The sequence below is a fragment of the Aeromonas sp. ZOR0001 genome, assembly GCF_000801015.1.
Lineage (GTDB): Bacteria > Pseudomonadota > Gammaproteobacteria > Enterobacterales > Aeromonadaceae > Aeromonas > Aeromonas veronii.
On sequence record NZ_JRJY01000158.1, the window covers coordinates 1 to 25,431 of the forward strand.

The 25,431-nt window shown below is 58.9% G+C and carries 20 protein-coding genes and 1 pseudogene; 8 read left to right on the forward strand and 13 right to left on the reverse strand.

All coding sequences use genetic code 11. The annotated features are described in order from the left end of the window. Positions 1-146 (reverse strand): annotated as a pseudogene (locus tag L972_RS21140) (IS1/IS1595 family N-terminal zinc-binding domain-containing protein); the annotation flags it as partial. Between the two features lie 133 nt (positions 147-279). On the opposite strand from L972_RS21140, the gene L972_RS18700 reads away from it, so the two are divergent. From L972_RS18700 to rplY, 5 genes are all read left to right on the forward strand, one after another. After that, positions 280-1,557, forward strand: coding sequence for an HD-GYP domain-containing protein (locus L972_RS18700; RefSeq protein WP_047440232.1), 1,278 nt, complete (start codon positions 280-282; stop codon positions 1,555-1,557). 120 nt (positions 1,558-1,677) lie between these two features. Beyond that, positions 1,678-2,100: a CBS domain-containing protein gene (locus L972_RS18705; protein ID WP_047440234.1), complete on the forward strand. Its 423-nt coding sequence runs from the start codon at positions 1,678-1,680 to the stop codon at positions 2,098-2,100. 240 nt (positions 2,101-2,340) lie between these two features. Next, positions 2,341-6,240 (forward strand): ATP-dependent RNA helicase HrpA, encoded by a 3,900-nt coding sequence (hrpA, locus tag L972_RS18710; RefSeq protein ID WP_047440235.1) that lies wholly within the window; start codon positions 2,341-2,343, stop codon positions 6,238-6,240. 95 nt (positions 6,241-6,335) lie between these two features. Continuing rightward, entirely contained in the window at positions 6,336-7,223 is an 888-nt protein-coding gene (locus L972_RS18715) for a hypothetical protein (RefSeq protein WP_047440236.1), read from the forward strand. 116 nt (positions 7,224-7,339) lie between these two features. After that, entirely contained in the window at positions 7,340-7,627 is a 288-nt protein-coding gene (gene rplY, locus L972_RS18720) for a 50S ribosomal protein L25 (RefSeq protein WP_005333252.1), read from the forward strand. 106 nt (positions 7,628-7,733) lie between these two features. Here rplY and L972_RS18725 read toward each other — a convergent pair whose 3' ends face one another. After that, positions 7,734-8,126 carry a MerR family transcriptional regulator gene (locus L972_RS18725; protein ID WP_005360322.1) on the reverse strand — a complete coding sequence of 131 codons (393 nt, stop codon included), beginning with the start codon at positions 8,124-8,126 and terminating at the stop codon, positions 7,734-7,736. 122 nt (positions 8,127-8,248) lie between these two features. Here L972_RS18725 and L972_RS18730 point away from each other — a divergent pair, with 122 nt between their 5' ends. Then, a complete protein-coding gene (locus tag L972_RS18730; RefSeq protein ID WP_047440238.1) occupies positions 8,249-9,424 on the forward strand; it encodes a thiolase family protein in 1,176 nt (391 codons plus the stop codon). On the opposite strand, the gene L972_RS18735 is transcribed toward L972_RS18730, so the two are convergent. From L972_RS18735 to L972_RS18785, 11 genes are all read right to left on the reverse strand, one after another. Then, a complete protein-coding gene (locus L972_RS18735; protein WP_005333249.1) occupies positions 9,421-10,644 on the reverse strand; it encodes an EAL and HDOD domain-containing protein in 1,224 nt (407 codons plus the stop codon). The genes L972_RS18730 and L972_RS18735 overlap by 4 nt on opposite strands. Positions 10,645-10,759: 115 nt before the next feature. After that, positions 10,760-12,028, reverse strand: coding sequence for an OmpP1/FadL family transporter (locus L972_RS18740; RefSeq protein WP_047440240.1), 1,269 nt, complete (start codon positions 12,026-12,028; stop codon positions 10,760-10,762). A gap of 252 nt (positions 12,029-12,280) precedes the next feature. Then, entirely contained in the window at positions 12,281-13,573 is a 1,293-nt protein-coding gene (locus tag L972_RS18745; protein ID WP_047440242.1) for an outer membrane protein transport protein, read from the reverse strand. Positions 13,574-13,975: 402 nt separating this feature from the next. Further along, on the reverse strand, positions 13,976-14,755 hold the full coding sequence (locus L972_RS18750) for a DUF3379 domain-containing protein (RefSeq protein WP_047440243.1): 780 nt from the start codon (positions 14,753-14,755) through the stop codon (positions 13,976-13,978). Beyond that, positions 14,748-15,347: a sigma-70 family RNA polymerase sigma factor gene (locus L972_RS18755; RefSeq protein WP_047440245.1), complete on the reverse strand. Its 600-nt coding sequence runs from the start codon at positions 15,345-15,347 to the stop codon at positions 14,748-14,750. Before L972_RS18755 ends, L972_RS18750 begins: the two co-directional genes overlap by 8 nt. 13 nt (positions 15,348-15,360) lie before the next feature. Then, positions 15,361-16,872 carry a BatD family protein gene (locus L972_RS18760; RefSeq protein ID WP_052200099.1) on the reverse strand — a complete coding sequence of 504 codons (1,512 nt, stop codon included), beginning with the start codon at positions 16,870-16,872 and terminating at the stop codon, positions 15,361-15,363. A gap of 20 nt (positions 16,873-16,892) precedes the next feature. Continuing rightward, entirely contained in the window at positions 16,893-18,344 is a 1,452-nt protein-coding gene (locus L972_RS18765) for a VWA domain-containing protein (protein ID WP_047440249.1), read from the reverse strand. Continuing rightward, positions 18,335-19,327, reverse strand: a complete 993-nt coding sequence (locus tag L972_RS18770; RefSeq protein ID WP_047440251.1) for a VWA domain-containing protein — start codon at positions 19,325-19,327, stop codon at positions 18,335-18,337. Before L972_RS18770 ends, L972_RS18765 begins: the two co-directional genes overlap by 10 nt. After that, the gene (locus L972_RS18775) at positions 19,324-19,863 is read right to left on the reverse strand and encodes a DUF4381 domain-containing protein (RefSeq protein ID WP_047440253.1); all 540 of its coding nucleotides are present in this window, start codon (positions 19,861-19,863) and stop codon (positions 19,324-19,326) included. The genes L972_RS18770 and L972_RS18775 overlap by 4 nt, the downstream gene beginning before the upstream one ends. Next, positions 19,848-20,750 (reverse strand): DUF58 domain-containing protein, encoded by a 903-nt coding sequence (locus L972_RS18780; protein ID WP_047440255.1) that lies wholly within the window; start codon positions 20,748-20,750, stop codon positions 19,848-19,850. Before L972_RS18780 ends, L972_RS18775 begins: the two co-directional genes overlap by 16 nt. Further along, on the reverse strand, positions 20,741-21,691 hold the full coding sequence (locus tag L972_RS18785; RefSeq protein ID WP_047440257.1) for an AAA family ATPase: 951 nt from the start codon (positions 21,689-21,691) through the stop codon (positions 20,741-20,743). The genes L972_RS18780 and L972_RS18785 overlap by 10 nt, the downstream gene beginning before the upstream one ends. Positions 21,692-21,873: 182 nt before the next feature. Between L972_RS18785 and fadI the strand changes: the two genes are divergently transcribed. Then, positions 21,874-23,187 carry an acetyl-CoA C-acyltransferase FadI gene (gene fadI / locus L972_RS18790; RefSeq protein ID WP_047440258.1) on the forward strand — a complete coding sequence of 438 codons (1,314 nt, stop codon included), beginning with the start codon at positions 21,874-21,876 and terminating at the stop codon, positions 23,185-23,187. Then, entirely contained in the window at positions 23,184-25,331 is a 2,148-nt protein-coding gene (gene fadJ / locus L972_RS18795; protein ID WP_047440260.1) for a fatty acid oxidation complex subunit alpha FadJ, read from the forward strand. Before fadI ends, fadJ begins: the two co-directional genes overlap by 4 nt. Positions 25,332-25,431: the final 100 nt, after the last annotated feature.

The window sequence follows — 25,431 nt, forward strand, 5'->3', positions numbered from 1 at the left end:
GGTGAGCTGAAACACGTGCGGACAGACGGGGCAACGATAGCGAAAATGGCTGGCAGGGGTCTTCCCATGGCGATATACGTGGTCAGAGTTGCAGCGAGGGCAGTGAACGGTGATGGATGCCATGAAGCTATGAGTCTCAAAGGCACCCATCATACCAGCTCAACCGTTCGGAGGCATCACCAAAACAAAGTAAAAGACTCGGCTATTGACTAAGTTGATAGAAGGCGAAGCATAAAACAGCGCCAGTTTGATACGACAACATCGCATGGGACCCGGATCATGGACAGAGCGCAGGGCACAGCCCCCTTTTCGTTGCAAGTGGATCTAAGGCAGGTGGTGTATGCCCTGTCAGCCTCGCTGGATCTGGTGGGCATTGGCGATGTGGCCCACGGTAAACGGGTCGGGATTATGGCTGCCGAGTGCAGCCGGGAGCTGGGGATGAGTGAGGCCGAACGCTGTCTGCTGTTCGAGCTGGGGGTGCTGCATGATATCGGTGTCTCCTCGACCATCACCCATCACTATCTGGTCAGCGAGTTCGATTGGGAGTCCTCCCAGCGCCACTGCGAGGTGGGATATCAGCTGCTCAAGGATTTCCGTTTGCTGGCCCCACTGGCCCTGCCTATCCGTTATCACCACACCCACTGGCACCTGCTGCGCGAGATGGCTGATGTGGACCCCAATGTAGCCCGTCAGGCCAACCTTATCTTTCTGGTGGATCGCTGCGATGCGTTGGCGGCGCCCTACTATGGCGATGGTTCATTGTTGATGCATACCAACGAGATCCGCGCACGCCTGCAGGATTTCCGTGAGGAGTTCTTTGCCCCCGAGCTGGTAGATGCCTTCCTCAAGGCGTCTCGCTCTGAGGCATTCTGGCTGCAGCTGGAAGCGCGCTCCATCAATGATTACATGCTGGAGATGCTGCAGGTGCGGGAGCCTTGCCTGACCTTCAACGGGGAGCTAAAAGCGCTGGCGCAGATCTTCTCCGGCATTGTCGACGCCAAAAGCCCATTCACGATGACGCATTCACTCGGTGTGAGCAGGTTGTCTCGGGCATTGGCCGAGCAGATGGGAGTCAGTGCCATCCATTGTGACATGCTGGAGATCGCCGGTTTGCTGCATGATCTGGGCAAGCTCAGGGTGCCGGACGAGATCCTCGACAAGCCTGCCTGCCTGACGAAAGAGGAGCGGGCCATCATCAATACCCACAGCTTCGAGACTTACCAGATCCTGCGTCATATCGAAGGGTTTGAGGAGATTGCCTGTTGGGCGGCCTATCACCATGAGGAGCCTGATGGGGAGGGCTATCCGTTCCACCTGCCGGCATCCGCCATGGCGCTTGAAGCGCGGATCCTGCGGGTCGCTGATATTTTTCAGGCAATGGTGCAGGACAGACCTTATCGGCGCGGCCTGCCTGCCCGTGACGCATTGACCTTTATGCAGCAACTGGCGGATCAGGGACGGGTCGATCCCGCTGTGGTGGCGGTGCTGGCCGATCACTTGCCGCAGATGATGATGGCAGCCATTCCGGATCGCGAGCCGGATCATGCCATCAATTGAGGGAGAGGCTGGCCGCTGACTCATACTGCCGCGAGCCAGCTATGCTTGGAACAAGCCGAGCATGGTGCCGGTACCGGCGCACAAGACGCCAGCTTGATGGACTACCGTAGGGGAGCAGATATGGAATCGCTAAAAGCCAAGGATTATATGCAGAGCAGACCCATCACCTTCACTGCCGACATGATGGTGCAAGCTGCGGTCGAGAAATTTCTGAACAGTCATCAGCTCGGTGGCCCAGTGGTGGATGGGCAGGGCCGTCTGATTGGCTGGATCTCCGAGCAGGATTGCATCGCAGTGCTGCTTAAGGAGGCCTATCACTGCGAACAGGTGGCGCAGGTCAAGGATGTGATGCGCAAGGAGGTGTTGTCGGTGGGACCCGATACCAGCATTTTGAGCCTGGCGGAGATGATGATGGGGCAAAAGCCGAAAATCTATCCGGTAGTGGAGGAGGGGCGTCTGCTCGGTGTCATCAATCGCCACAACGTCATGCAGGCCATTCACGCCCAGCTCACCACCTGTTTTGTCCATCACTCCCACGGTTAACCCTGTTTTTCTCTCTCCCAAGGCAAGCTTCGGCTTGCCTTGGCTATTTCATATGCTGCCATTTATTCATATTATGCCATCTTACAATGGTTGTTTTGTCATGTTTGAGGAGCGGCCAATCTCTCAGTCTTCCCATGTATAACGCTACGTTAAGGCTTGCACCGCCCCCGCTCGCTCTTTAGGATCGCTCCCAGCTTATCGATATGGCCCCTCTGGGCACCTATTTAAGGAATTCGTACCTTGTCTCTCTCTATCGAGGCGCTGCGCCGCCGTCTCTCTGCCTGCATGAACCTCGACGCCCGCCGTCTCTCCAGCCGTTTGCACGGGGTCAAAAAGTTGCCTGAAGGCAAACAGGCCGCCGTGCTGGAGACCATCGCCGCTGATCTGGATGCCGCGCAAGGGCGCTATCAAACCCGTCTGGCCGGAGTACCCAAGGTGACTTATCCGGACAACCTGCCGGTCAGCCAGAAGCAGGCTGAGATCGCCAAGGCCATTCAAGAACATCAAGTGGTGATCATTGCAGGGGAAACAGGCTCGGGTAAAACCACCCAGCTCCCCAAGATTTGTCTGGCGCTGGGGCGCGGGGTGAAGGGCTTTATCGGCCACACCCAGCCGCGCCGTCTGGCAGCCCGCACCGTCGCGGCCCGTATTGCCGAGGAGATGGAGTCCGAACTCGGTCACTACGTGGGTTACAAGGTGCGCTTTACCGATCAGGTGAGCGAGCAGACCCACATCAAGCTGATGACTGACGGTATTTTGCTGGCGGAGATCCAGAATGACCGGATGCTGACCCAGTACGACACCATCATCATCGATGAGGCCCACGAGCGTAGCCTCAACATCGACTTCATTCTGGGTTATCTCAAGCAGCTGCTGCCACGGCGCCCGGACCTCAAGGTGATCATCACCTCGGCCACTATCGATCCGCAGCGTTTCTCTCGCCATTTCAACAAGGCGCCGGTGATTGAGGTCTCCGGCCGCACTTACCCGGTGGAGGTGCGCTACCGCCCGCTCACCAGTGATAAAAGTGAAGGACTGGAAGAGCGTGACGAGCTGCAGGGGATCTTCGATGCGGTGGAAGAGCTGGCCCGCGAAGGGCTCGGGGACATCCTTATCTTCATGAACGGCGAGCGGGAGATCCGCGATACCGCCGATGCCCTGCGCAAACTCAACCTGCGCGATACCGAGGTGCTGCCGCTCTATGCCCGTCTTTCCAACGCCGAGCAGAACAAGGTGTTCCAGCAACATGCCGGACGGCGCATCGTGCTCGCTACCAACGTGGCGGAGACCTCGCTGACGGTGCCAGGCATTCGCTACGTTATCGATCCGGGCACCGCCCGCATCAGCCGCTACTCCTGGCGTACCAAGGTGCAGCGCCTACCCATCGAGCCGGTCTCCCAAGCCAGCGCCAACCAGCGCAAAGGGCGTTGCGGTCGGGTGGCGGACGGCATCTGTATCCGCCTCTACTCGGAGGAGGATTTCAATAGCCGTCCCGCCTTTACAGACCCCGAGATCCTGCGTACCAACCTGGCCTCCGTCATCCTGCAGATGCTGGCGCTCGGCCTTGGCAACATGGAGGCTTTCCCCTTCGTCGAGCCACCAGAGTCGCGCCATATCAAGGACGGCCTGACTCTCTTGAAAGAGCTGGAGGCGGTGCGCGAGCTTCCCGCCACCGGCGATCGCGAGGCCAAACTGCAACTGACCGAGATCGGTCGCCAGCTCTCGCGCATCCCACTTGATCCGCGTCTGGCGAAGATGGTGATCAGCGCAGCGCAAACTGGCTGTCTGAGCGAGGTGATGGTGATCACCGCGGCCCTCAGCATTCAGGATCCCCGCGAGCGGCCCATGGAGAAGAAGCAGGCCGCCGACGAGCAGCACAGGCGCTTTGAGGACAAGGATTCCGATTTCCTTGCCTTCGTCAATCTGTGGAATTACCTGAAAGAGCAGCAGGATGCCCTTGGCAGCAACCCGTTCCGCCGCATGTGCCAGAAGGAGTTTCTCTCCTACCTGCGGGTGCGTGAATGGGAGGACATTCACTTCCAGCTGCGTCAGACGGTCAAGGAGCTGGGTTTTAAAGCCAACCATGAACCGGCGGATTTCAAGACGGTGCACTGTGCCCTGCTGACCGGCCTCTTGAGCCACATCGGCAACAAGGATCTGGAAAAGCCCGAGTTCCTTGGCGCCCGCAACGGCCGCTTCCACCTCTTCCCGGCCTCGGGTCTGTTCAAGAAGCCGCCCAAGTGGGTGATGGCCGCAGAATTGGTGGAGACCTCGCGCCTCTACGCTCGCATCAATGCCAAGATTGAGCCCGAGTGGGTGGAGCCGCTGGCAGGCCACCTCATCAAGCTGCACCACAGCGACCCACATTGGTCGAAGAAAAACGGCGCTGTAATGGCCAAGGAGAAGGTGACCCTCTATGGTCTGACTCTGGTCAACGAGCGCACCATCAACTTCAGCCGTATCGATCCGGCGCTGTGCCGCGAGCTCTTTATCCGCCGCGCCTTGGTGGAGGGGGATTTCGAGACCCGTCACCGCTTCTTCAGCGATAACCGCAAGCTCCTGGCCGAGGTGGAGGCGCTGGAGCACAAGTCCCGTCGGCGCGACATCCTGGTGGATGACGAGGACTTGTTCCGCTTCTACGATGCCCGTTTGCCGGAGGAGGTGATCTCCGCCCGCCACTTCGACAAGTGGTGGAAAGAGGCGCAAAAGCGGGATCCCGAGCTGCTCAACTTCGAAAAAGAGATGCTGATGAAGGGGGACGCCGCCCACATCAGCGATCTCGACTACCCCAACTTCTGGCAGCAGGGGCGCCTCAAGCTCAAGTTGACCTATCAGTTCGAGCCGGGGGAGGCCGCCGATGGCGTGACCCTGCATATCCCGCTGCCGCTCCTGAATCAGGTGGAGGTGAAGGGGTTTGAGTGGCTGATCCCCGGGCTGCGCCACGAGCTGTTGGTGGCCCTTATCAAGTCGATGCCCAAGCCGATGCGCAAGAACTTCGTACCGGCCCCCAACTATGCCGATGCGCTGCTCGCCAGTATCAATCCCGAGCAGGGACCGCTGCTGGACGAGATGGAGCGCCAACTGCGCCGCATGACCGGCGTCACCGTACCTCGCGAATCCTGGGACTGGAATGCGGTGCCCGATCACCTGAAACTCACCTTCCGGGTGGTGGACGACAAGCACAAGAAGGTGGCTGAAGGGAAAGATCTGGAAGCCTTGAAAGAGTCGCTGCGTGGCAAGGTGCAGGAGACCCTGTCGCAAGTGGCGGACGATGATATCGAGCAGTCCGGTCTCACTCTGTGGAGCTTTGGCGAGCTGCCCCAGGAGTACAGCCAGAAGCGCGGCGGCTTCGAGGTGAAAGCCTATCCGGCGTTGGTAGACGAGAAGGATTCGGTCGCCATTCAGCTGGTGGAGAGCCCTGTGGTGCAGCAGCAGCTGATGTGGGCCGGTCAGCGCCGGCTGGTGCTGCTCAACGTGCCATCCCCCATCAAGTATCTGCAGGAGAAGCTGCCCAACAAGGCCAAGCTCGGGCTCTATTTCAACCCGTTTGGCAAGGTGGCGGAGCTGATTGATGACTGTATCGCCTGTGGCTGCGACAAGCTGATCGAGCAGCATGGCGGGCTGGCTTGGGACGAGGCCGGTTTCGAGGCGCTCAAGGAGTTTGTCCGTGCCGAGCTCAACGATGCGGTGGTGGAGGTGGCCAAGCAGGTGGAAGCCGTGCTGACGCTGTCCCATGAGATCAAGAAGCGGCTCAAGGGGAAGATGCAGCTCGACACCGCCTTTGCCATGTCGGATATCCAGCAGCAGCTCGGCAACCTTATTCACAAAGGTTTTGTCACCGAGACCGGCTGGCAGCGGTTGCCTGATTTGCTGCGCTATCTGCGCGCCATCGAGCGCCGCCTGGAGAAGCTGGCTATCGATCCCAACCGGGATCGGGTCTACATGCTCAAGGTGCACAGCGTGGAGTCGGAGTACAAGGCGCTGCTGGCCAAGATCCCCAAATCCCAGCTTATTCCCACCGAGGTGGTCAATATCCGCTGGATGATTGAGGAGCTGCGGGTGTCGTTCTTTGCTCAGAATCTGGGGACCCCTTATCCGGTCTCCGATAAACGGGTGCTTAACGCCATCGCTCAGTGCTAAGCTGCTATCTAACTGTTTTAACAGCATGATAGCGGGTGATGAGAAGGGGTTGCCGGTCAGGTAGCCCTTTCAAACCGCAAATCAGGGAGGCAAGGATGCTGGGGATCTGGTTGAGTGTGGCGCAGGTGGTGATCAGCGGTTATCAACCCATCGCGGAACAAACCTGGGTGCAGTTGAACCCGGAATATTACCCGCTGGCGCGCATGCCGCCTGCGATGTTTGTGGCCTGGCGTGGCAATCAGTTTCCGCCGCTGGCCCAAAAGCAAAAGCACGGTCGCTGGCAGATCCTCTTTCCCGCCCGATTGGTGCCCCCCTTCGATCTGTTCGAGGGGGAGGCGCAGCTCTCCAAAACCTATCTGGCAAGGCTGCGGCGCATCGACGAGATGGCTTACGGGGTTGTCCCCGGGCAGGCTGTTGCGGCTGGTGCAATCGTGCAGCAGGGGAGTGGGTCCCCTGCTTATCACGCGCAACCTGTCGCGCCCTTTATTGCCGAGTTCCGCACACCCCAAGACGCGTTCGGTGGTGTTGATATGCCCAGCGACCCCGACGAGAGCGAACCTCTGCTCGCTCAGCTGGGGGTGACCTTTCGCACAGCGGGGATGAGTGGTGCCCAAGGATATGAGGGAGTAGTGAGCGCCGATATAGCGCTCGCCAGCCACACGGCTAGCTTATCCGCAGGCAGTGACGTCATGCTTACCCTCACGGCTCCCGCAGCCGGCGGTTCACAAACTGTGTGTCATCAGGTCGCAGCAGGGGAGACCCTGTGGCGTATAGCGAATCAGTTATCCAGTGCCCGGGGAGCCGATACTTACAGCTATTTGCTGGCGCTGGTGGCAGAGAACCAGCAGCGGCTTGGCAAGAGCATTCGAGTCAGAACGGGGGAGGCTCTCTACTGCCCGCGCGCCGAGACCCTGGCGCGGTTTGATGCCCTGAGCCCGGCCCAGCGTCAGCAGCAGTTCGCCCGGTTGGAGCAGGGGCGCTAAATGCAGAGTCGGTACCTTGTATCCGAATTTGGCCCGTGGTAGTATTCGCGCTCGTTTTGCGAGGTGCTGACCGGTCGCAGTTAGCACCATAAATTCATCCAAAAGAGATACATACTATGTCTTTCGTATTCCAAGCTGAAGTCCGTTCTGACCTGGGGAAAGGTGCGAGCCGCCGCCTGCGTCAAGCTGACCAAGTTCCTGCCATCGTTTACGGTGCAGGCAAAGAAGCCCTGTCCATCACTGTTGACCACAAGAAAATGATCCTGGCTCAAGAGAAGCCGGAATTCTATGAGTCTGTACTGACTCTGGTTATCAACGGTGAAGAAGTTAACGTAAAAGTGAAAGCTATCCAGCGTCACCCGGTACGTTACAAGCTGATCCACCTGGACTTCGTTCGCGTTTAATAGCGAACCGTCAGGTTGAAGAAAAGCCACTCTCAGGAGTGGCTTTTTGCTATCTGGCATCTTGTGAGCAGGCTGAAGGGACTTGCCTGATAAGCCAGCAAGGCGGTTATCCCAGCTGGCTAAGGGCCTGTTGGCAACGCTGCTCGGCGGCATCAAGCTCCAGCAGTACCATCCTGATATCTTCCATCTGCTGTTGCAGTGTCTCCCGTTTCTCCTCAACCAGTCCCAGCATGGTCTGTAACTGGGTGCGGCTGCTCTTGTCGGCATCATAGAGATCAAACAGCTCGCGGATCTCGGCGAGGCTGAACCCGAGCCGCTTGCCGCGCAGAGTGAGCTTGAGGCGAACCCGATCCTGCTTGCTGTAAATGCGGGTTTGTCCCTCTCGGGCGGGATTGAGCAACCCCTGATCCTCGTAGAAACGGATACTGCGCGTCGTAATATCAAATTCCCGGGCCAGCTCACTGATGCTGAAGCGCCGTCCTTCATCCTTGTTGTTCATACAGACTTCTTGGCGAACTAAATCCTGTCTGCACCTTACCTAAACGTAAACTGCACTGCAACTCTTGTTCCATCGTGTCAGAACCCCTATGTTATGGCCATGTAACAAACAGAGGTAGGCAAATGGATATTGCGATTGTGGCGGCAAAACGGACTCCGATGGGGGCGTTTCAGGGGGCATTGGCAGAGGTAACTGCGCCTGAGTTGGGAGCCTGTGCCATCGAGGCGGCACTGCAGCAAAGTGGGCTGCGTCCGGAGCAGGTCGATGAAGTGTTTATGGGCAATGTGCTGACGGCGGGCGTGGGGCAAGCGCCAGCCCGGCAGGCGTTGTTGAAAGCAGGGTTGCCAGATAGTGTGCCTGCTACCACGGTCAACAAGGTGTGCGGATCCGGCATGAAAGCAGTGATGCTGGCTGCGGATACCATTCGCCTTGGTGACAACAGGGTAGTGGTCGTGGGGGGGATGGAGAGTATGAGCCGTGCCCCCTATCTGCTGGATAATGCCCGCAGCGGCTTTCGGATGGGGCATCAAAAGGTGCTGGACCACCTATTCCTCGACGGTTTGCAAGATGCCTATGATGGCCAGCTGATGGGGATACATGCCCAGCGCAGCGCCGATCTGGCCGGTTTGACCCGCAGTGCCATGGATGAGTTTGCTCTTGCGTCGTTGCAGCGTGCGCGCGATGCGCAGCAAGCCGGCGCGTTTGCATCCGAGCTGGCAAGTGTCTATCGCGGTGATCGCTTGTTGCTGGCCGAAGACGAGCAGCCCGGCAAGGGCAGACCGGAGAAGATCCCGACCCTGAAGCCTGCGTTTGGCAAGGAAGGCACTATTACGGCGGCCAATTCGAGCTCCATCTCGGACGGTGCAGCGGCGCTGATATTGATGGATGGCGCCACGGCGCAAGCCTGGCAGGTACCAGTGCTGGCACGGATCGTCGGTTATCAGAGCCACGCGGCATTGCCCGCCGAATTTACCTCTGCGCCCATAGGCGCCATTTCACGCTTGCTGGCGAGTCTGGCATGGTCGGTGGAAGAGGTGGATCTCTTTGAGATCAACGAGGCCTTCGCCATGGTCACCATGCTGGCCATGAGCGGGGTCGGCATCCCTCATCACAAGGTCAATGTGCATGGAGGAGCCTGTGCACTCGGTCATCCGTTGGGGGCGAGTGGCGCACGCATTCTGGTGACGCTGATTGCCGCGCTGCGGCAACGGGGTTTGCGGCGAGGCGTGGCAGCGCTCTGTATCGGGGGCGGGGAGGCGACCGCTATCGCGGTCGAAGTGAATGACGAAACGAATTAATTGGTGGCTTCCATCGCCAGCAGTTGTTCCGTGACCCAGGTGGTGGCGGCCAGATAGAGGTGACTCACCTTATCCTCGCTCAGCCCCAGGCGGGCTGTTCTGGCCGTTACCCGTGACCAGTTGGCGCTTTCGTAATCTTCACAAAACGCGAGGTAGAAACCCAGATTGCCTTTGCGCTCCAGCAGCGCCAGCCGAATATCGTCGATGAGAGGGATAGTGCCGAGCAGCTTGTCCATCGGCTGCTCCATCAGTACATCCAGCAGGGAGAAGAGACCGGTGATAAAGGCCTGTTGTGCCTGCTGGCTCGGAGCGTGGGCGTGGGCCAGCAGTTCACAGAATCGGGCACGGATCATCGACATCTGGTAGAGTTCGGCGCTCTTGCCCTTGCCGGCGCTGGTCGCGGCTACCAGCGACACAAAGCGCTTTAGCTGAGTGTTGCCAAGATAGATAGCAGCCTGGCGAAATGACGAAATAGGGTTGGTGTGGCCCTTGAGATGGTTGACATAGCGCAGCAGCTTGAGAGAGAGGGAGATATCCTGACCGAGTAGCTGCTCAATCTTGTTGATATCAGGCTCTGCCTCGTTGACCACGTTGAGCAACTGCATCACCACGACTTGCGCTGGCTCCATGGTGGCTTGCTTGACCATCTCGGGTCTGCTGAAGAAAAAGCCCTGGAACAGCTGGATCCCCAGCTGTTTGACCCGCTCGAACTCCGCCTTGTCCTCTACTTTTTCCGCCAGATAGGTGAGCCCCAGCGTCTGATGCCGCTGGATAAACACTTTGATCTGCATCAGGGGGGTGGCACGAAGATCAAACTTGATGATGTGGATAAAGGGGAGGAAGCGCTCCCAATCCGGTGACATGGTGAAGTCATCGAGTGCCAGTTGATATCCCAGCTTGTGCAGCTGTTTCACCTTTTCCAGCAGGGCATCATCCGGTGGGGAATCTTCCAGGATCTCAATCACCACTTTTTCGGGCGGCAGGCACTCTGCCAATCCCTCCAGCAGCAGTGAGTGGGGGAAGTTGATAAAGCAGGGGCGGCCGCCCAAGAGCTGATCGATATTTTGTTGCAGGAACTGTTCGACCACCAGGCGTGATGTCGCCTGTTGGGAGGAGATGCTCGGGAAGACATTATTCAGACTATCGCGAAAGAGCAGCTCATAGGCATGAGTTTTGAGGTCTCTGTCGAGGATCGGCTGTCTTGCTACGTAGGAATACATGCCTTGCTCCAGTAAAGGTACTGGGTTGATTTTATGGTGTTGCAGAACACTATGCCAGTGTTCACCTTATTGGGTAAGGCAATAATTGGCATAGCGTTTTTTGCAGGGAAGGAATTTAGAAGAGATAGCTCAATTGTGCACCAGCCAGCCAGGCATCTCCTTCGGAAGTGCCCTGGAAGGTGGAGGTCGTCAACGGATTACCCGGTTGCAGCTCCATTTTTTCAGTGACATCCACCTTTTTGCCATCGATCAGGGTCAGCCCCAGATCCAGGGTCAGGTTGGGCGTGAACTGATACCCCATTCCTAGGCTGTACCAGAGGCGATCGGCATCCGGGATGGAGATGGTACGACGATCGGCTGGCACCGGGCTGGCGTCATAGGCCACACCGGAGCGCAGTTGCCATTTGGGAGTGACCTGATAGGTCATACCGATGGCGTAGCGCCAGCTATCTTCCCAGTGCTCATCCTTGATGTGCATGTTCTGCAAATTGTTGAGATCAGCTTCCAACTGAACGAATTTGCTCCAGTTGGTCCAGTTCAGGCTGCCGTGGAGAGCCAGCTTGTCAGTCAGCTGATGGAATGCAGCCAGTTCTGCGGTGGCGGGTAATGGCAGATCCAGACTGCCGGTATCTCTGATCTCGGTAACGGAGCCATCTGCATTGGGTCGGCCCACGATAGCATCTCCCGAGAGGGTCAAAGTTACATCGTGACGGTAGGAGAGGCCAATTCGGGTTTGTTCGGACAACTCCAGCAAGGTGCCTACATTCCAGCCCCATGCCCAGCCATCCCCTTGCAAATGTTTTGCGATCAGGTTGCGAGAAGGGAAGGTGCCACCGACTTCGCCTTCGCCCTGAATAGCAGAGATCCCGGCACCAATTGACCACATCTCATTGATGCGGTAGGCGAGTGAGGTACCCAGATCCATGGTCTTGATATCGGAGACATTGCCAAAGTGTCCTGCGCTGTAGTTATCCGGCATCTTGACGCCAAGGCCGTAGTAAGAGGTTGCCGAGAAGCCGAGTCGCCACTGCTCATTGAGTGGAATGATGAGATAGGCGTTGGGTACCCAGGCTGCGGCGGCGATATCGTGTGCACTGGCATCGGAGGTGACGATACCGGCTTTGGTCGGCAAGCGGGTGTTACCTTCAATATTGACGTCAGGACTGACATAGATGACTCCGCCAGAGAGCGCCATCTGATCGAAGCGGGTCATGGCTGCTGCATTGCGGGAGAGCACACTGGCGTTATCCGCGATGGCGGCCTCACCGGCAAAGGCGCGTCCCAGGCCTGTAGCGGACTGTTCAGCCAGCTGGAACCCGGCGGCATGAGTCTGACCCGCGATCACCAGCAGGGCGATGGCGGACGGTTTGATGATGGGATGCATGGCAAAATCCTTGCTGTTACCCGAAGGTTCAATCGGTCATATGAATGGAGGCAGGATTTTATATGGTATGACCAGTAAGGCAACGATAATGGCCAGTATCAGGATAAAACAAGATTAAATGCTGGGATGATGCACTCTAATAGCTTGATTAGAAAAGAAAAATAAACACGTGTGTGCTACATGTGTGCGCTGAAATCTAAGTTATGGATAAAAAAAGAGCGCCTGGCGGCGCTCTTTCCATTCTATCAATAATCAGAACTTCATGTTGAACTGGGCAGAGGCCAAGAAGGCGTTGCCGTGGGAAGTGCCTTGCCAGCGAGTGGTACTGTCATGTTTCGGCAGGCCTTCATTGACGTCAACCTCTTTGCCATCCAGATAAGCCATACCAAAATCAACACTCATATCTGTGTTGATATGGTAGGTGGCACCGGCGCTGTACCAGATCCGGTCTGAGTCGGGGATGCTCAGGCTACGGTACTCAGCTTCGATCGGACTATTGTCATAGGCAAAGCCCAGACGTGCTTCCCAAGCTGGATTGATATACCAAGTGCCACCGATGGAATAACGGAGGGAGTCTTTAAAATTCTCTGGTTTTTGCAAGCATTGACCAACTATTGCGCCATCTTTACAGCCACTGCTGGTTGCTTTCAGTTCTTCAAACGCACTCCAGTCAGTCCAGTTAACTGAGTAGTGGACGGCAAATTGCTGATTCAGACGGTGATATCCGGCAAATTCAGCCTGAGCTGGCAAATCCAGCTTTAGGTTGCCGTCTACAGTTTTAAATACAGGCTTGCCATTTTGGAGGCCAGCTACACCGGCAGTCGCTCCCTGAAAATCACCATCAAAGCTCATATCCACTTGTGAGCGATAAGTCAGAGCAAAACGGTGATTTTCGTTGACCTCATAGAGTGTACCAACGTTCCACCCGAAGCCCCATGTGTCACCTTTAAGGTGCGCAACATTAGTATCTTTCGGGAGCCCGTTTAGGTTGTAGCCGGCGAAACGGTTGAGCTCAGCAGCACCATAAACAGCGTTAATGCCTGCGCCAATACTGAACTGCTGGTTGATACGATATGCAATATTAGGGTTGATATTGAAGGTGACCAGTTCTGTATTACCAGCGGCTGAACCCGCATTGAATGTCTCAGAATATTCGGTAGATAGGCCATAATTTGAAAATAGGCCGATACCCCATGCCCACTGGTCATTCAGTGGTTGAATAAAGTAAGAGGCTGGGACGAAAGCCGCTGGCGCAATGCCACTTTCGCTGGCTGGGAGAACCCCTCCAATTTTGCCATCCACATCCACATCCGGTTTGATGTAGGTACCGGACACAGAAACCGCCATCTTGTCGAAGGTAGTCATGGCAGCCGGGTTACGGGCCAGAACGGAGGCGTTGTCGGCGATAGCTGCTTCACCGGCATAGGCGCGACCCAGACCGGAGGCCGAGTGCTCGTTCAACTGGAATGCCGCGGCATGGACTTGACCGGTGGCCAGCGCGATGGTGGCGGCAATCAGGCTTTTCTTGAAAATAGTTGTCGTCATGGTGTTCTCTCTTGTAGGCAGATTTTTTTGCCGATATTGGCTGCACGTTCAATGCAAACCTCGACAAAATCCGTTTTTATTTCAGCTTCTTCCCAATCAATTCTGGCGTGATTCTATGGATCTGGTAGGAGGTAAGAAATCAGACCAGTGACAGCAGAATACATAAAAGTGATCGATGTGTTAATCATTTGTTTTAACTTGCTGTTTAATTCATCATTTTCAGGGTCTAAAGATGGATTATTGACCTGGATTGCCGATCTCCGTCACAAAAATAATTTTGTCAATTTTTCGAAATCTTGAGGCAAATGAGTGACAAAGAGGAGTAATCAGGGGGAGAACAGGCAGCGGCTCGTGACCGCCGCCTGCTATTGAGGATGGTTCTGAGGTTGTTAACCGGCGATGTTAAATGTCCCACTGCAGACGTGACTGCAGGGCGTTGGCAACGGGGGCAAGTGGCTCTTTCATCTCGCCAATCAGTACCATATTGGCGCCTTTGAGCTGGACAATCTCCCCTTTGAGGGTGCCATCTTCAAAGGTGGCCTGTTGCAGGGTTAATGGAACATGTTTGGGCACTAAAAAGAGGGTGACTGGCCCCATCTTTCCCTGGATCACCATGTGCAAGGCCGGCCCCTGATAGAACGAGCAGTGATTGACATAGGTCACCTTGAGCCCATCCATCCCGCTTAAGGTGGCGCCATACTTCTCCATCTTGGCATTGATGTTATGCAGATTGACCTGCTCATCGACACCTTCAATAAAGGGTTCTTCGCCATAGACATGAGCCATCGCCACTTGTGCGAGGGAGAGAGCCGCAGGAGCCGTTTCTGGCAGCGTGATCCAGCGGGTGCTCATTCCCAGCAGGAAGGCGACCGATGCAGCCAGGGCGATCTGGCGCCAGGATGTTGATGTCCGGAGATTGACTGGCGCCGTGCCAAGGGGGCGGGATGGCGGCATATCATCTGGCGCGTCACTGTCTTGCAGCATGGCTTGCCTGAGCAGGATCCGTTCGGCCAGTCCGGCGGGAACCTCTACCTGCATGGCGCGCTTGAGGCTTCTGTCGAACTGCTTCATCTCGTCGAGATAGTTCCGATTGGCCTGGCTGGCGTCAGCGGTTCTGAGAAAGTCCGGTTGTTGATCGTTGGGCTGGATCATGGCGTTGCGGCGAAATTCGAGTTCATCCATGTCCGTGTCCTCTTGCTTGGTTCTTCTGCTCCATCGCCTCCTTGATCTGGTTGCGGGCGCGAAACAGGCGGGTCATGACGGTGTTTTTGTTGAGGCCGAGCATCTCGGCAATCTCCTCGCCACTGAATCCTCCCACGACTTGCAGCAGCAGTGGCTCCTGGTACTCCTCGGGCAACCGGGCGATGTGACGGTGCAACCACTCGTTCTCCATCTCCTGCTCGCTGTGCAGCGCATCGTGCTGGGGTTGAGGGTGATCGTTGAGATCCACCAGCTCCAGCTGTTTACGTTCAAAGCGGCGGGCGTTCTCCCGTCTGAGGATGGTGATCAGCCACCCTTTGGCCGCCTTGTCATCCTGCAGGGTGTCGATAGCCTTCCAGGCACGCAGGAAGGTCTCTTGCACCAGATCTTCCGCCACGTTGGGATCCCGGGTCAGCCAGTAGGCATACCGGTAGAGATCGCCATGCAGCGCATGAACCAGTGCTTCAAATTTGGTTTGTTTGTCAGCCATGGGATCAGAGACCGGCGAAGTGGCCGGATCATTTCCACCAATATGCTGCTGAGCACGTTTTTTTCTAAAAAACAGCAGTGCCATAGGGCAATCCTTGTCAGGGGGCGTGGCGGTGGGAGCGGGAACTCCCGTGCGCCAGCAGGTAAATCAGGTACGCAATACCGGCCATTTCATCAGCCCTGAGGGTACGCGCCAGAGCGCGCCACTCGATGGGCGGGCCAGAAGAGGGCCGTGCAAAACAGGCTCGCTCGAGTGCGGCGAGCCCGTTGCCGAGCCGATTATGCCCAGCGTCGGGCAACTGGCCTAATTGATAATAGGAGACCTGCCAGCGCAAGGTCGCCCACTTGATCAGCGCCTTGCGACTGGCATCCGGCTGGTGTTGGGCAAGGGCACGTTGTAGTTGATAGAAGGCGCGCCAGCGGGGCCAGTGGCGCCATAGCGCACGCAGCGTTATGGCCAGCACGACCCACCAAAGGCTCTCTCGCAGTGCCACCTGCGATGTCTGCTGATCAGGTTGCCGATTTGTCGTTGCCTGAAACGCCAGCGTGATGGCAGGGAGGCTGGCCTGCTCAATCCGGCCACTTTGGGTATTAAACCAGGGCAGATCAATGGGGGGCAGCTGGTAGTCGCCGCTCTGCTCCGCGACCAGAGTCTGGCGCCACTGTCGCTCAAACAGCAGCTTGCCATCTCGGTAACGCTCCTGCTGTTGCTCGCCATCGGGATGTGCCTGTATGCCGTTTGGCAGTTGATGGGCCATCAGGGGGGCAAGCTGTATCTGGCCGCTGTCACCATTCTCCATGGTCAGGGTGAGGATCCGGATCAGTGGTTCACCCACTTCCCCCGTGGAGGCCGGTTCAAGCCGTTGACTCAGGGTCAGCCGGGTGGCCACTGGCGTGGCGGGGGCTTTGTCGACCCGAACCTCGAGTGGTGCCGCGCGGGCCGAGAGTTTTTGCGGCTTGCTCCCTTGCTGCGTGAGCTGCCCCTGCAAGCGGGGTGAGTCGAGGTGCCAGAGTCCCGGCGCTTTTGCCTGAACGAGCCAGCTGCGGGTGAGCCTGCCGGGCAGACCTGCCTGAGCGGGGGCGATCCACTCGTCGCTACCGAGGCGACGGATGGTGAAGTGGGCAGAGCTGAGCTCGCTTAGCGCCGGGTTTTGCATACTGGTGGGCAGCCACAGTGTCAGCCGGTAGATCACCGGCTGGCCGGGATAGAGCGGGCCCTGATGTTCAAGGCTGGCCTGCATCTCGAGGGGCGAGGGGGCTGCGGGTTGCGGCAGTGCCGCTGTTTTCACCTCTCTCAATGGCAGGGTGAGCGAGGGGGTAAACTCATTTCCCAGCTTGAGCGGGGCAATCACCATCTCGGTATTTGCAGGTGAACCGCTCTGGTGCAGCGGGATCTGCCAGCGAGTCAGTTGTTGTACCGGGGTGGTGACCCGGCTTATGGTCACTCTGCCCACCGCAAACTGGCGCAGTAAGGGGGTGAGCTCAAGCTCGCTGCTCTGGCGCTCGCCATCCGCTTCGATGATCAGCAGCCAATCGCTGGGGTCAGCCCCCGGCAGCAGCTCTGCCCGGGGGGGCAAGGCCCAGCAAAGTGGACTCGCGAGTGCGAGCAACAGCCCCCATCCTGCCCGCGTCACCAGGGCTCCTCCACCTTGATAAGATCCCGGCGCAGCGCCTCTTTACGCAATCGCTGTTCCAGCAGCAACACAGGGGGAGAGGGTGGCAGGGGCATTGCTGCTGCCTGCTGTTCAGCCGATGGCTTGGGCTGCTTGCTGTTGCTGGTATCGGGAGCAGCCGCCGCTGCGCCCTGTAACAGAGAGAGGTTATAGAGCGCATCTTCATGGCCGGGCTCCAGTGCCAGAGCGGCCAGATAGGCCTCTTTGGCTGCGGCAAACTCTCCCAGTTGTAGCAGGGCATTGCCGCGGTTGTAGTGGGCGGTGGCGCTCGCCACTTCCTGATAGGCTGCGATGGCTTGCCGGTAGGCACCAGCCCGATACCAGGCGTTGCCGCGCCAGACTGGATCGTTGAAGGTGCGGGCAGCCTGCTGAAAATCCCCCTCTTGATAAGCCTGCATCGCTTGCAGGTCCCCTCTCTCTGCTGCTTGCAGATCTTGCGGCACAAGCAGCTGAGCTCCCACCATCAGCGCCATCATCAACCGGGCGCCGACTCTGGCCAGCAAGGCGAGCGGTAACAAGGGGATCAGCAACCAGGGGCCAAGATCCAGTGGTGCCGGGGTGAGGGCCGAGGTAGTCGTGGGCAGCGGCGCAAAGCGAGGGATGTCGCTGCCAAGCCACTGCAGCTCACCGCCGAGGCGATTGGCCAGAGCGGCAATGGCCTGACTATCGGGGGCGGGCAACTGTGCAGGCATGCGGGTGGCAAACCCCAACTCACTGGCCGGAATGGCGGGCATGGGGGCCGGTTGACCGCTGCTGGCAAGCAGAATATCGAGGCGGGCCGACTGGGTGTCGCGGCAGAAAAGGCGTTGCTGGCAGGGCCACAGAGCGGCGATTTGGGTCATCTGATTCCGGGTGAGGTCGTCGGTGATCAACAGCAGACGGGCTTGTTCTCCAGGGGCCAGCTGCTTCATGGCAAGTTCCACCGCCCGTGCCGGGTTGCTGCCCTGCAGCGGCATGATATCGGGGCGCAAGTCGGGCAGCAGCAGCGAAAGGGCCTGATGATCCCGGGTTGGCGGCATGGCGAGGTAGGCGTCGCCTGCGTAGAGGATCAGCGCAATGCGCTCGCCCTTGGCGCGGCTCAGCAGCTGCTGTAATTGCCATCTGACCCGGGTTGCCCGATCCGGTTTGAGATCGGTGGCGGTCATCGAGCGTGACAAGTCCAGTAGCCAGATATCTAGCGGTGCTGCAGGCTGCTGTTGCAGCTCACCGCGCAGTGCCGGTCCACTCAGGGCCAAAATCACGGGCAGGGTTGCCAGCCAGAGCCAGGGACGTTGAGGACGGGATGCTGGCAGCAGATAAGCCTGCATCGCAGGTGCGAGCAGCGGGGGCTGGCGACGACGGTGCCACCCTTGCCAGAGCCAGGGGATGAGTGCGATCAGCCACAGGGGGCGGAGCAAGATCAGCTCCATCTGCGCGCGCCTCGTGTCAGCCAGCTAGGCACCATGCGAAACTCCAGCCTGCCGTGCCCTGATGGCAGAAGCAGCAAGCCATAAAGCATTGCCAACGGCCAGGGGTAGAGCTCGATCACCGGCTGGTACTGGGCAATCGGCATGGGGGCAGGTTCAAGGGTATTGAGGGTCGCATTGATGGCATCGAGATCGCTTTGGGTTCGCGCCCTGAAATAGCGCCCCTGTCCTGTTTTTGCCAGCTCTTTCAGGAGCGGTTCGTCCAGTTCGCTGCTGGGATCGGCCTGACCGCTGCCTGCCTCATCATAGGGTTGGATAAAGGTATCGGGATCGGCCCCGACCCCCAGCGTGTAGATCCGTATTCCCTGCGCTGCGGCGAGTTTGGCCTCCTGCAGCGGGTCGGCACTGCCTGCGGTATTGCGGCCATCTGTGACCAGCAGCAGGGCGGTGGGGCGACCCGGATCCCCATGCTGACGTGCCAGCTGGATCGCCTCGCCAAGGGCGGTGGTTCGACCGACCAGATCAAAATCGAGCTCGTCGCTCAAGGTCAACAGCGCCGGGATCTCCTGAGTGAGGGGAGAGAGCAGGTAGGCGTGATCGGCAAAGACGATGAGGCCCACCCTGTCTCCGGCCCGTTTGGCGATCAGCGTTTTGATCTGCTGACGCACCGCCGTCAGCCGCGCTTGCTGCTCGCCGTTATCGAGCATGTCAGGGGTGCGCATGCTGTCTGACAGATCCACTGCCAGCAGCAGATCCCGACTCCCTTCATATTGGATCACCGGTTCCCCCCACCACTGGGGGCGGCAGAGGGCGAGGATAAGGGCGCACCAGAGCAGCATGGAGCGCCAGAGCGGCAATCCGGCCTGAGGGCGCAGCAGCGCAAACCCGGGATGAGCCAGATAACCGCGGCGCAGGGGCGGCAAGCCGAAACGCACCAGCAAGGGCAGTACCAGCGCCAGCGCAAACCAGGGCCAAGCCAGGATCATGGATGCCTCCGCGCGACTTTACGCCCAGAGCGGGGGGAGCGTTGCAAGAAGAGGGTTTGACCCCAGCGGCGATAATGTTGCCGAAGCTGTTCGCTCTGTTCGCGAGTCGGGTTCTGGCTGCCATAGAGCCAACGGCTCCAGTGAGGGGTGAACTGGCTAAAATCGCTGCCACCGTGACGATCAACGAAGGCGAGCCACGCCTCTCCCTGAAGCTGGCGCGCCTCGGGCCAGCGTTGCAATGCTTCATGACGCAGGGCCTCCTGTATGCGTGCCACCAGCAGTGCCGGATCTCCCTCCAGCTGACGACACCAGCGGCGGTAACGTATCACCCTCTTGGCAATCAGGACGGTCAGCAGCAGCAATAACGCTGTGATCAATAGCCACAGTAGCGCCTGCACTCTGGGATCAAGACTCTGTTCAATCAGATCTGGCCCCGGGTGGATGTCGCGCATCAGGGCGGCCAGCGGCGGAGTGATGGCCTCGGAGGCTGGACTGGCGCTGTCGAGTTCGGCGGGGGAGATCATCCCTGATGACATAACCCCTCCTGCCACTGCTGTTGCAGCGTCTGGTTGTTATCGAGCAGATAGAGGCGCTGCACCAATGGCAACAGCAACTGCTTGCCGTGGGCCAGTTGCTGTTCGGCAGCTTGCCGGTAGCGGCGGGAGAAACCGGCATGGCCCCCATCCAGCCAGCCCTGATAGTGCTGCCCTGGCCGATCGATAGCCACTGGCAGCTGGCCGTCAGGGGGAAGGGCTGCCTCAAGGGGATCGCGGATCTGCCAATAGTGAATATCATGGCGCCGCGAGAGCAGCTGCAATTGCTGACAGAGCACCGACTCGCAGGGTCTGTGATCGGTGATGATCGTCAGCTTGGCACCGTGAGGCAGCTTCACGCCGGACAAGGTGTCGGCCAGAGAGTGAGAAAGCGCCCGGCGGGCCAGCCCTTGCTGATAGTGATGGCAGAGGGATTCGAGCAGGGGCAGCACGCTGCCGCGCTGGCTCTGGTGATGGGAGATAAGCCCGTGGCAGATCAGGGTGTTGTGCTGCTTCTCCCCTTGCCAGATCAAGGCTGCCGCCAGCTCGCAGGCGAGGCGCGCCTTGAGCTGCAGTGTGGAGCCGAAATACATGGCGGGAGAGAGATCGAGCAGTAGCCAGTGCGCCTGATCCAGCTCCTCGCTATAGAGGCGGGTATAGGGACGACCGAGGCGTGCGGTCACTCGCCAGTCGATATGGCGTACCTCGTCACCAGCCTGATAGGCGCGCAGCTCTCGAAACGTGAGTCCGGGAGATCGGCCCGGTTTGCCGCGTTCGCTGCTGCTTCTGCCAGCGTGAGGTGGCTTCCTGGCCTTGGCCCAGAGCCGGATATTGAGCAGCCGTGGCAGCGACAGGGTGATATCGGGATGCAGACCGGGTTCTAGGGGCATGGCACCTGATCCAGCAGTTGGGCGATCAGGATATCGTTATCCAGATTGTCGGCCAGTGCCTGATAGCTGGGTATAAGGCGGTGGCGCAGCACCGGATAGGCTTGCAGCTGAATATCTTCCGGCAGCACATAATCACGTCCGGCAAGCCAGGCTCGGGCGCGGGCGGAGCGAGCCAGCCCAAGTGTGGCGCGGGGGCTGGCCCCTACGGCAATCAGTGGCTCAAGGGCAGGGCAAAGGCCACTACCCGGGCGGGTGGCGCAGACCAGCTCCACCAGATAGTGCTCCAGTCTGCTTTGCATGGTAACCGCCAGCACTTCGCTGCGAGCACCTTGCAAGGTGGTCTGGCTCAGAGTCACTGGTGCCGCGTCAAGCTGTTCGCCGCTGGCGTTGAGCTGCAAGATGGCGAGCTCCATGGTGGGGCTCGGGTAATCCACCATCAGCTTGAGCAAAAAGCGGTCTAGCTGGGCTTCCGGCAGGGGATAGGTACCCTCCTGCTCGATGGGGTTCTGGGTGGCGGCGACCATAAAGAGAGGCGGCAGTCGCCAGCTCTTTTTGCCTACGGTGATCTGGTGTTCGGCCATGGCTTCAAGTAGCGCTGATTGCACCTTGGCCGGCGCCCGGTTGATCTCGTCCGCCAGCACCAGATGGTTGAACAGGGGGCCGGGTTGGAATACAAAGCTGGCATCCTGCGGGTGAAACACCTCGCTGCCGGTGAGATCGGCGGGAAGCAGATCGGGGGTGAACTGGATCCGGGCAAAGCGCCCTTCGACGGCGCCAGCGAGTGCCTTGACGGCGCGGGTTTTGGCCAGCCCGGGGGCCCCTTCGATTAACACATGTCCTTCACATAACAGGGCAATCAGGAGCCCTTCTATTAGCTCCTCCTGCCCCAGGATCTGACTGCCAAGATAGTCCCTAAGTGCTCTGAACTCGGCCGCTGCCATGCGATAAACCCGTTGTTTTTATGGAAGTTGATCTTTTTATACTCCAGTTGCTTCCCAAGGGCGAGCAAAGGGGCCTTGCCGCGCTTAATTTAGTTTCAATCAGCTGTATGAAACTTGTGATTGGATTGTTAAGATGTGGCGCAATGAGGTCAGACCTCTGCCTTTTAAACCAAGGAGCCAGGATGAAACAGCCATTGAAACTGACGACTCGCCAGGGCGAACGGATTGCCGTCGTGGCGGGGCTGCGTACCCCCTTTGCCAAGCAGGCTACCGCCTTTCATGGCGTGCCTGCAGTCGATCTCGGCAAACTGGTGGTGAGCGAGATGCTTGCCCGTACCGATCTCGACCCAAAGCTTATCGACCAGCTGGTGTTTGGTCAGGTGGTTCAGATGCCGGAAGCCCCCAATATTGCCCGCGAAATCGTGCTCGGTACCGGCATGAGCGTCAATACCGATGCCTATAGCGTCTCCCGCGCCTGCGCCACCAGTTTCCAGGCGGTGGCCAACGTCACCGAATCCATCATGACCGGTACCGTAGACATCGCCATCGCCGGCGGCGCTGACTCCTCTTCCGTGCTGCCCATCGGGGTGAGCAAGAAGCTGGCCCGCGCCCTGGTGGATCTCAACAAGGCGCGCAATCTGCAGCAGCGCTTCAACATTTTGCGCCAGTTGCGGGTCAAGGATCTGCTGCCGGTGCCGCCTGCGGTGGCGGAATATTCGACCGGTCTATCCATGGGACAGACCGCCGAGCAGATGGCCAAGAGTCACCAGATCAGCCGCGAGGCGCAAGATGCGCTGGCTCATCGCTCCCACACTCTGGCCGCGCAGGCTTGGGCCGATGGCAAGCTCAGCGGCGAGGTGTTTACCGCCCATGTACCGCCTTACAAGTCACCGCTGGAGCGGGACAACAATATCCGTGAGAGCTCGGATCTGGCGAGTTACGCCAAGCTCAAGCCGGTGTTTGACCGGGTTCATGGCACAGTCACTGCTGCCAATGCCACCCCGCTGACCGATGGCGCTGCTGCCGTGCTGTTGATGCGGGAAGGTCGGGCGAAAGAGCTTGGCCTCGAACCGCTTGGCTATATCCGCAGCTTCGCTTTTTCGGCCATCGATGTGTGGCAGGACATGCTGATGGGGCCCTCCTACGCCACGCCGCTGGCGCTGGACAGAGCCGGCATCACGCTCAGCGATCTGACCCTGATCGACATGCACGAAGCCTTTGCCGCCCAGACGCTGGCCAACCTCAAGATGTTTGCCAGCCACGAGTTTGCCCGTGACAAGCTGGGCCGCGATCAGGCCATCGGCGAGGTGGACATGGAGAAGTTCAACGTCCTCGGCGGTTCGCTGGCCTATGGCCACCCCTTTGCCGCGACCGGTGCGCGGATGATCACCCAGACCTTGCATGAGCTGCGTCGTCGCGGCGGGGGACTGGGGCTCAACACCGCCTGTGCGGCGGGTGGATTGGGCGTGGCTATGGTGTTGGAGGTTGAATTATGAGCGCTAAGACTTTTTCCCTGGATGTTCGCAAAGATGGCATCGGCATCCTCACCATGGATGTGCCGGGCGAGAGCATGAATACCCTCAAGGCCGCCTTTGTGGAGGAGATCCGCACCGTGCTGGCCGAAGTGAAACGCAACAAGGATTTGATCGGTCTGGTGATCACCTCCGGCAAAAAGGACTCCTTCATCGCTGGCGCTGACATCACCATGCTGGCCGCCTGCACCAGTGCCAAGGATGCCGAGACCCTGTCGCGAGAAGGGCAGGAGATCTTTGCCGAGATCGAGGGGCTGACCATTCCGGTGATCGCCGCCATTCACGGCCCCTGCCTCGGTGGCGGGCTGGAGCTGGCGCTGGCTTGTCATGGCCGAGTGGTGACTGATCATGGCAAATCTGTGCTGGGATTGCCGGAAGTGCAGCTCGGTCTGTTGCCGGGTTCTGGCGGTACCCAGCGTCTGCCACGTCTCATCGGGGTGGCCAAGGCACTGGATCTGATGCTGACCGGCAAGCAGGTGCGGGCCAAACAAGCCAAGAAATTGGGACTGGTGGACGATGTGGTACCGCCGTCAATCTTGCTGGATGCTGCCATCAAGCTGGCCAAGAAGGGCAAACCGCGCCATCAGTTGAAACGGGATCTGCAGGGCAAGGTGCTGGAGACCAACAAGCTGGGCCGCAAGGTGCTGTTCGATCAGGCCAGCAAGGGGGTGAAAGCCAAGACCCGTGGCAACTACCCGGCGCCGGAGCGGATCCTGGATGTTGTGCGCATCGGCGTGGAGGAGGGGATGAAGGCCGGTCTGGCCGCTGAATCCCGCCACTTTGGCGAGCTGGTGATGACTGCTGAGTCTGCCGCCCTGCGTTCCATCTTCTTTGCCACCACTGAGATGAAGAAAGAGGTCACCTATCAGGGGGCCGAGCCGCGCAAGGTGGGCCACGCGGCCGTGCTGGGCGGTGGTCTGATGGGGGGCGGCATTGCGTTCGTCACCGCTACCAAGGCGGGCGTACCTGTGCGGATCAAGGATGTGGCAAGTAGTGGCATCGGCAATGCCATGCGCTACAGCTATGACATTCTGGCCAAGAAGCTCAAGCGCCGTCACATCCTGCGCAGCGAATTGGAAAAGCAGATGAGCCTGTTGACCGGTACCCTCGACTACTCCGGTTTTCACCGGGTGGACATGGTGGTTGAGGCGGTGTTTGAAGATCTCAATCTCAAACACCAGATGGTGAAGGACGTGGAGCGAGAGTGCGGTGAACACACAGTGTTTGCCTCCAATACCTCTTCCTTGCCCATTAACCAGATTGCGACAGAGGCGGCACATCCGGAGCGGGTCGTGGGGCTGCATTACTTCAGCCCGGTAGACAAGATGCCGCTGGCGGAGATCATCCCCCACGCTGGCACCAGTGCCGAGACGGTCGCCACCACCCTGGCTTTTGCCCGTGCTCAGGGTAAAACGCCTATTGTGGTGAAGGACGAAGCCGGTTTCTACGTCAACCGCATCCTGGCGCCCTACATGAATGAAGCGGCGCGACTGGTGCTGGAAGGCGAGCCGGTAGAGGTGCTGGATAGCGCGCTGCTGGACTTTGGCTTCCCGGTTGGCCCCATCACCTTGCTTGATGAGGTCGGTATCGATGTGGGCGCCAAGATCTCCCCAATCCTCGAGAAAGAGCTGGGCGGCGAGCAGTTCCAGGCGCCCAAGGCGTTCGACAAGCTGCTGCAAAACGATCGCAAGGGACGCAAGAATGGCAAGGGCTTCTACCTCTATGGCAAGGCGGCACCGCGCAACAAGCTGACCGGCAAAGAGGGCAAGAAGACGGTGGACGAGAGCGTCTATGGCGTGCTTGGCATCAAGCCTTCTGCCAAGCTGGCCCGTCAGGAGATCGCCGAGCGCTGCGTGCTGCTGATGCTCAACGAAGCGGCCATGGCGTTGGATAGCGGTGTGGTGGCGTCGGCCCGTGATGGCGATATCGGGGCCATCTTCGGCATCGGCTTCCCGCCATTCCTTGGCGGCCCGTTCCGCTACATGGACACCTTAGGAATTGATCACCTGGTTGGCCGTCTGGAGTATTACCAGAAGCGCCATGGCGACCGGTTTGCCCCCTGTGCCCGCCTCAAGGCAATGGCCGCAGAGCAGCAGACCTTCTACTGATAACCGCTGCAGATTGACCGCAAGACCACGAGGCCCGCACACCATGCGGGCCTCTTTTTATGTTGTGGCTTGTTCGGGTTATTCAGGTGGTGCTGCGATG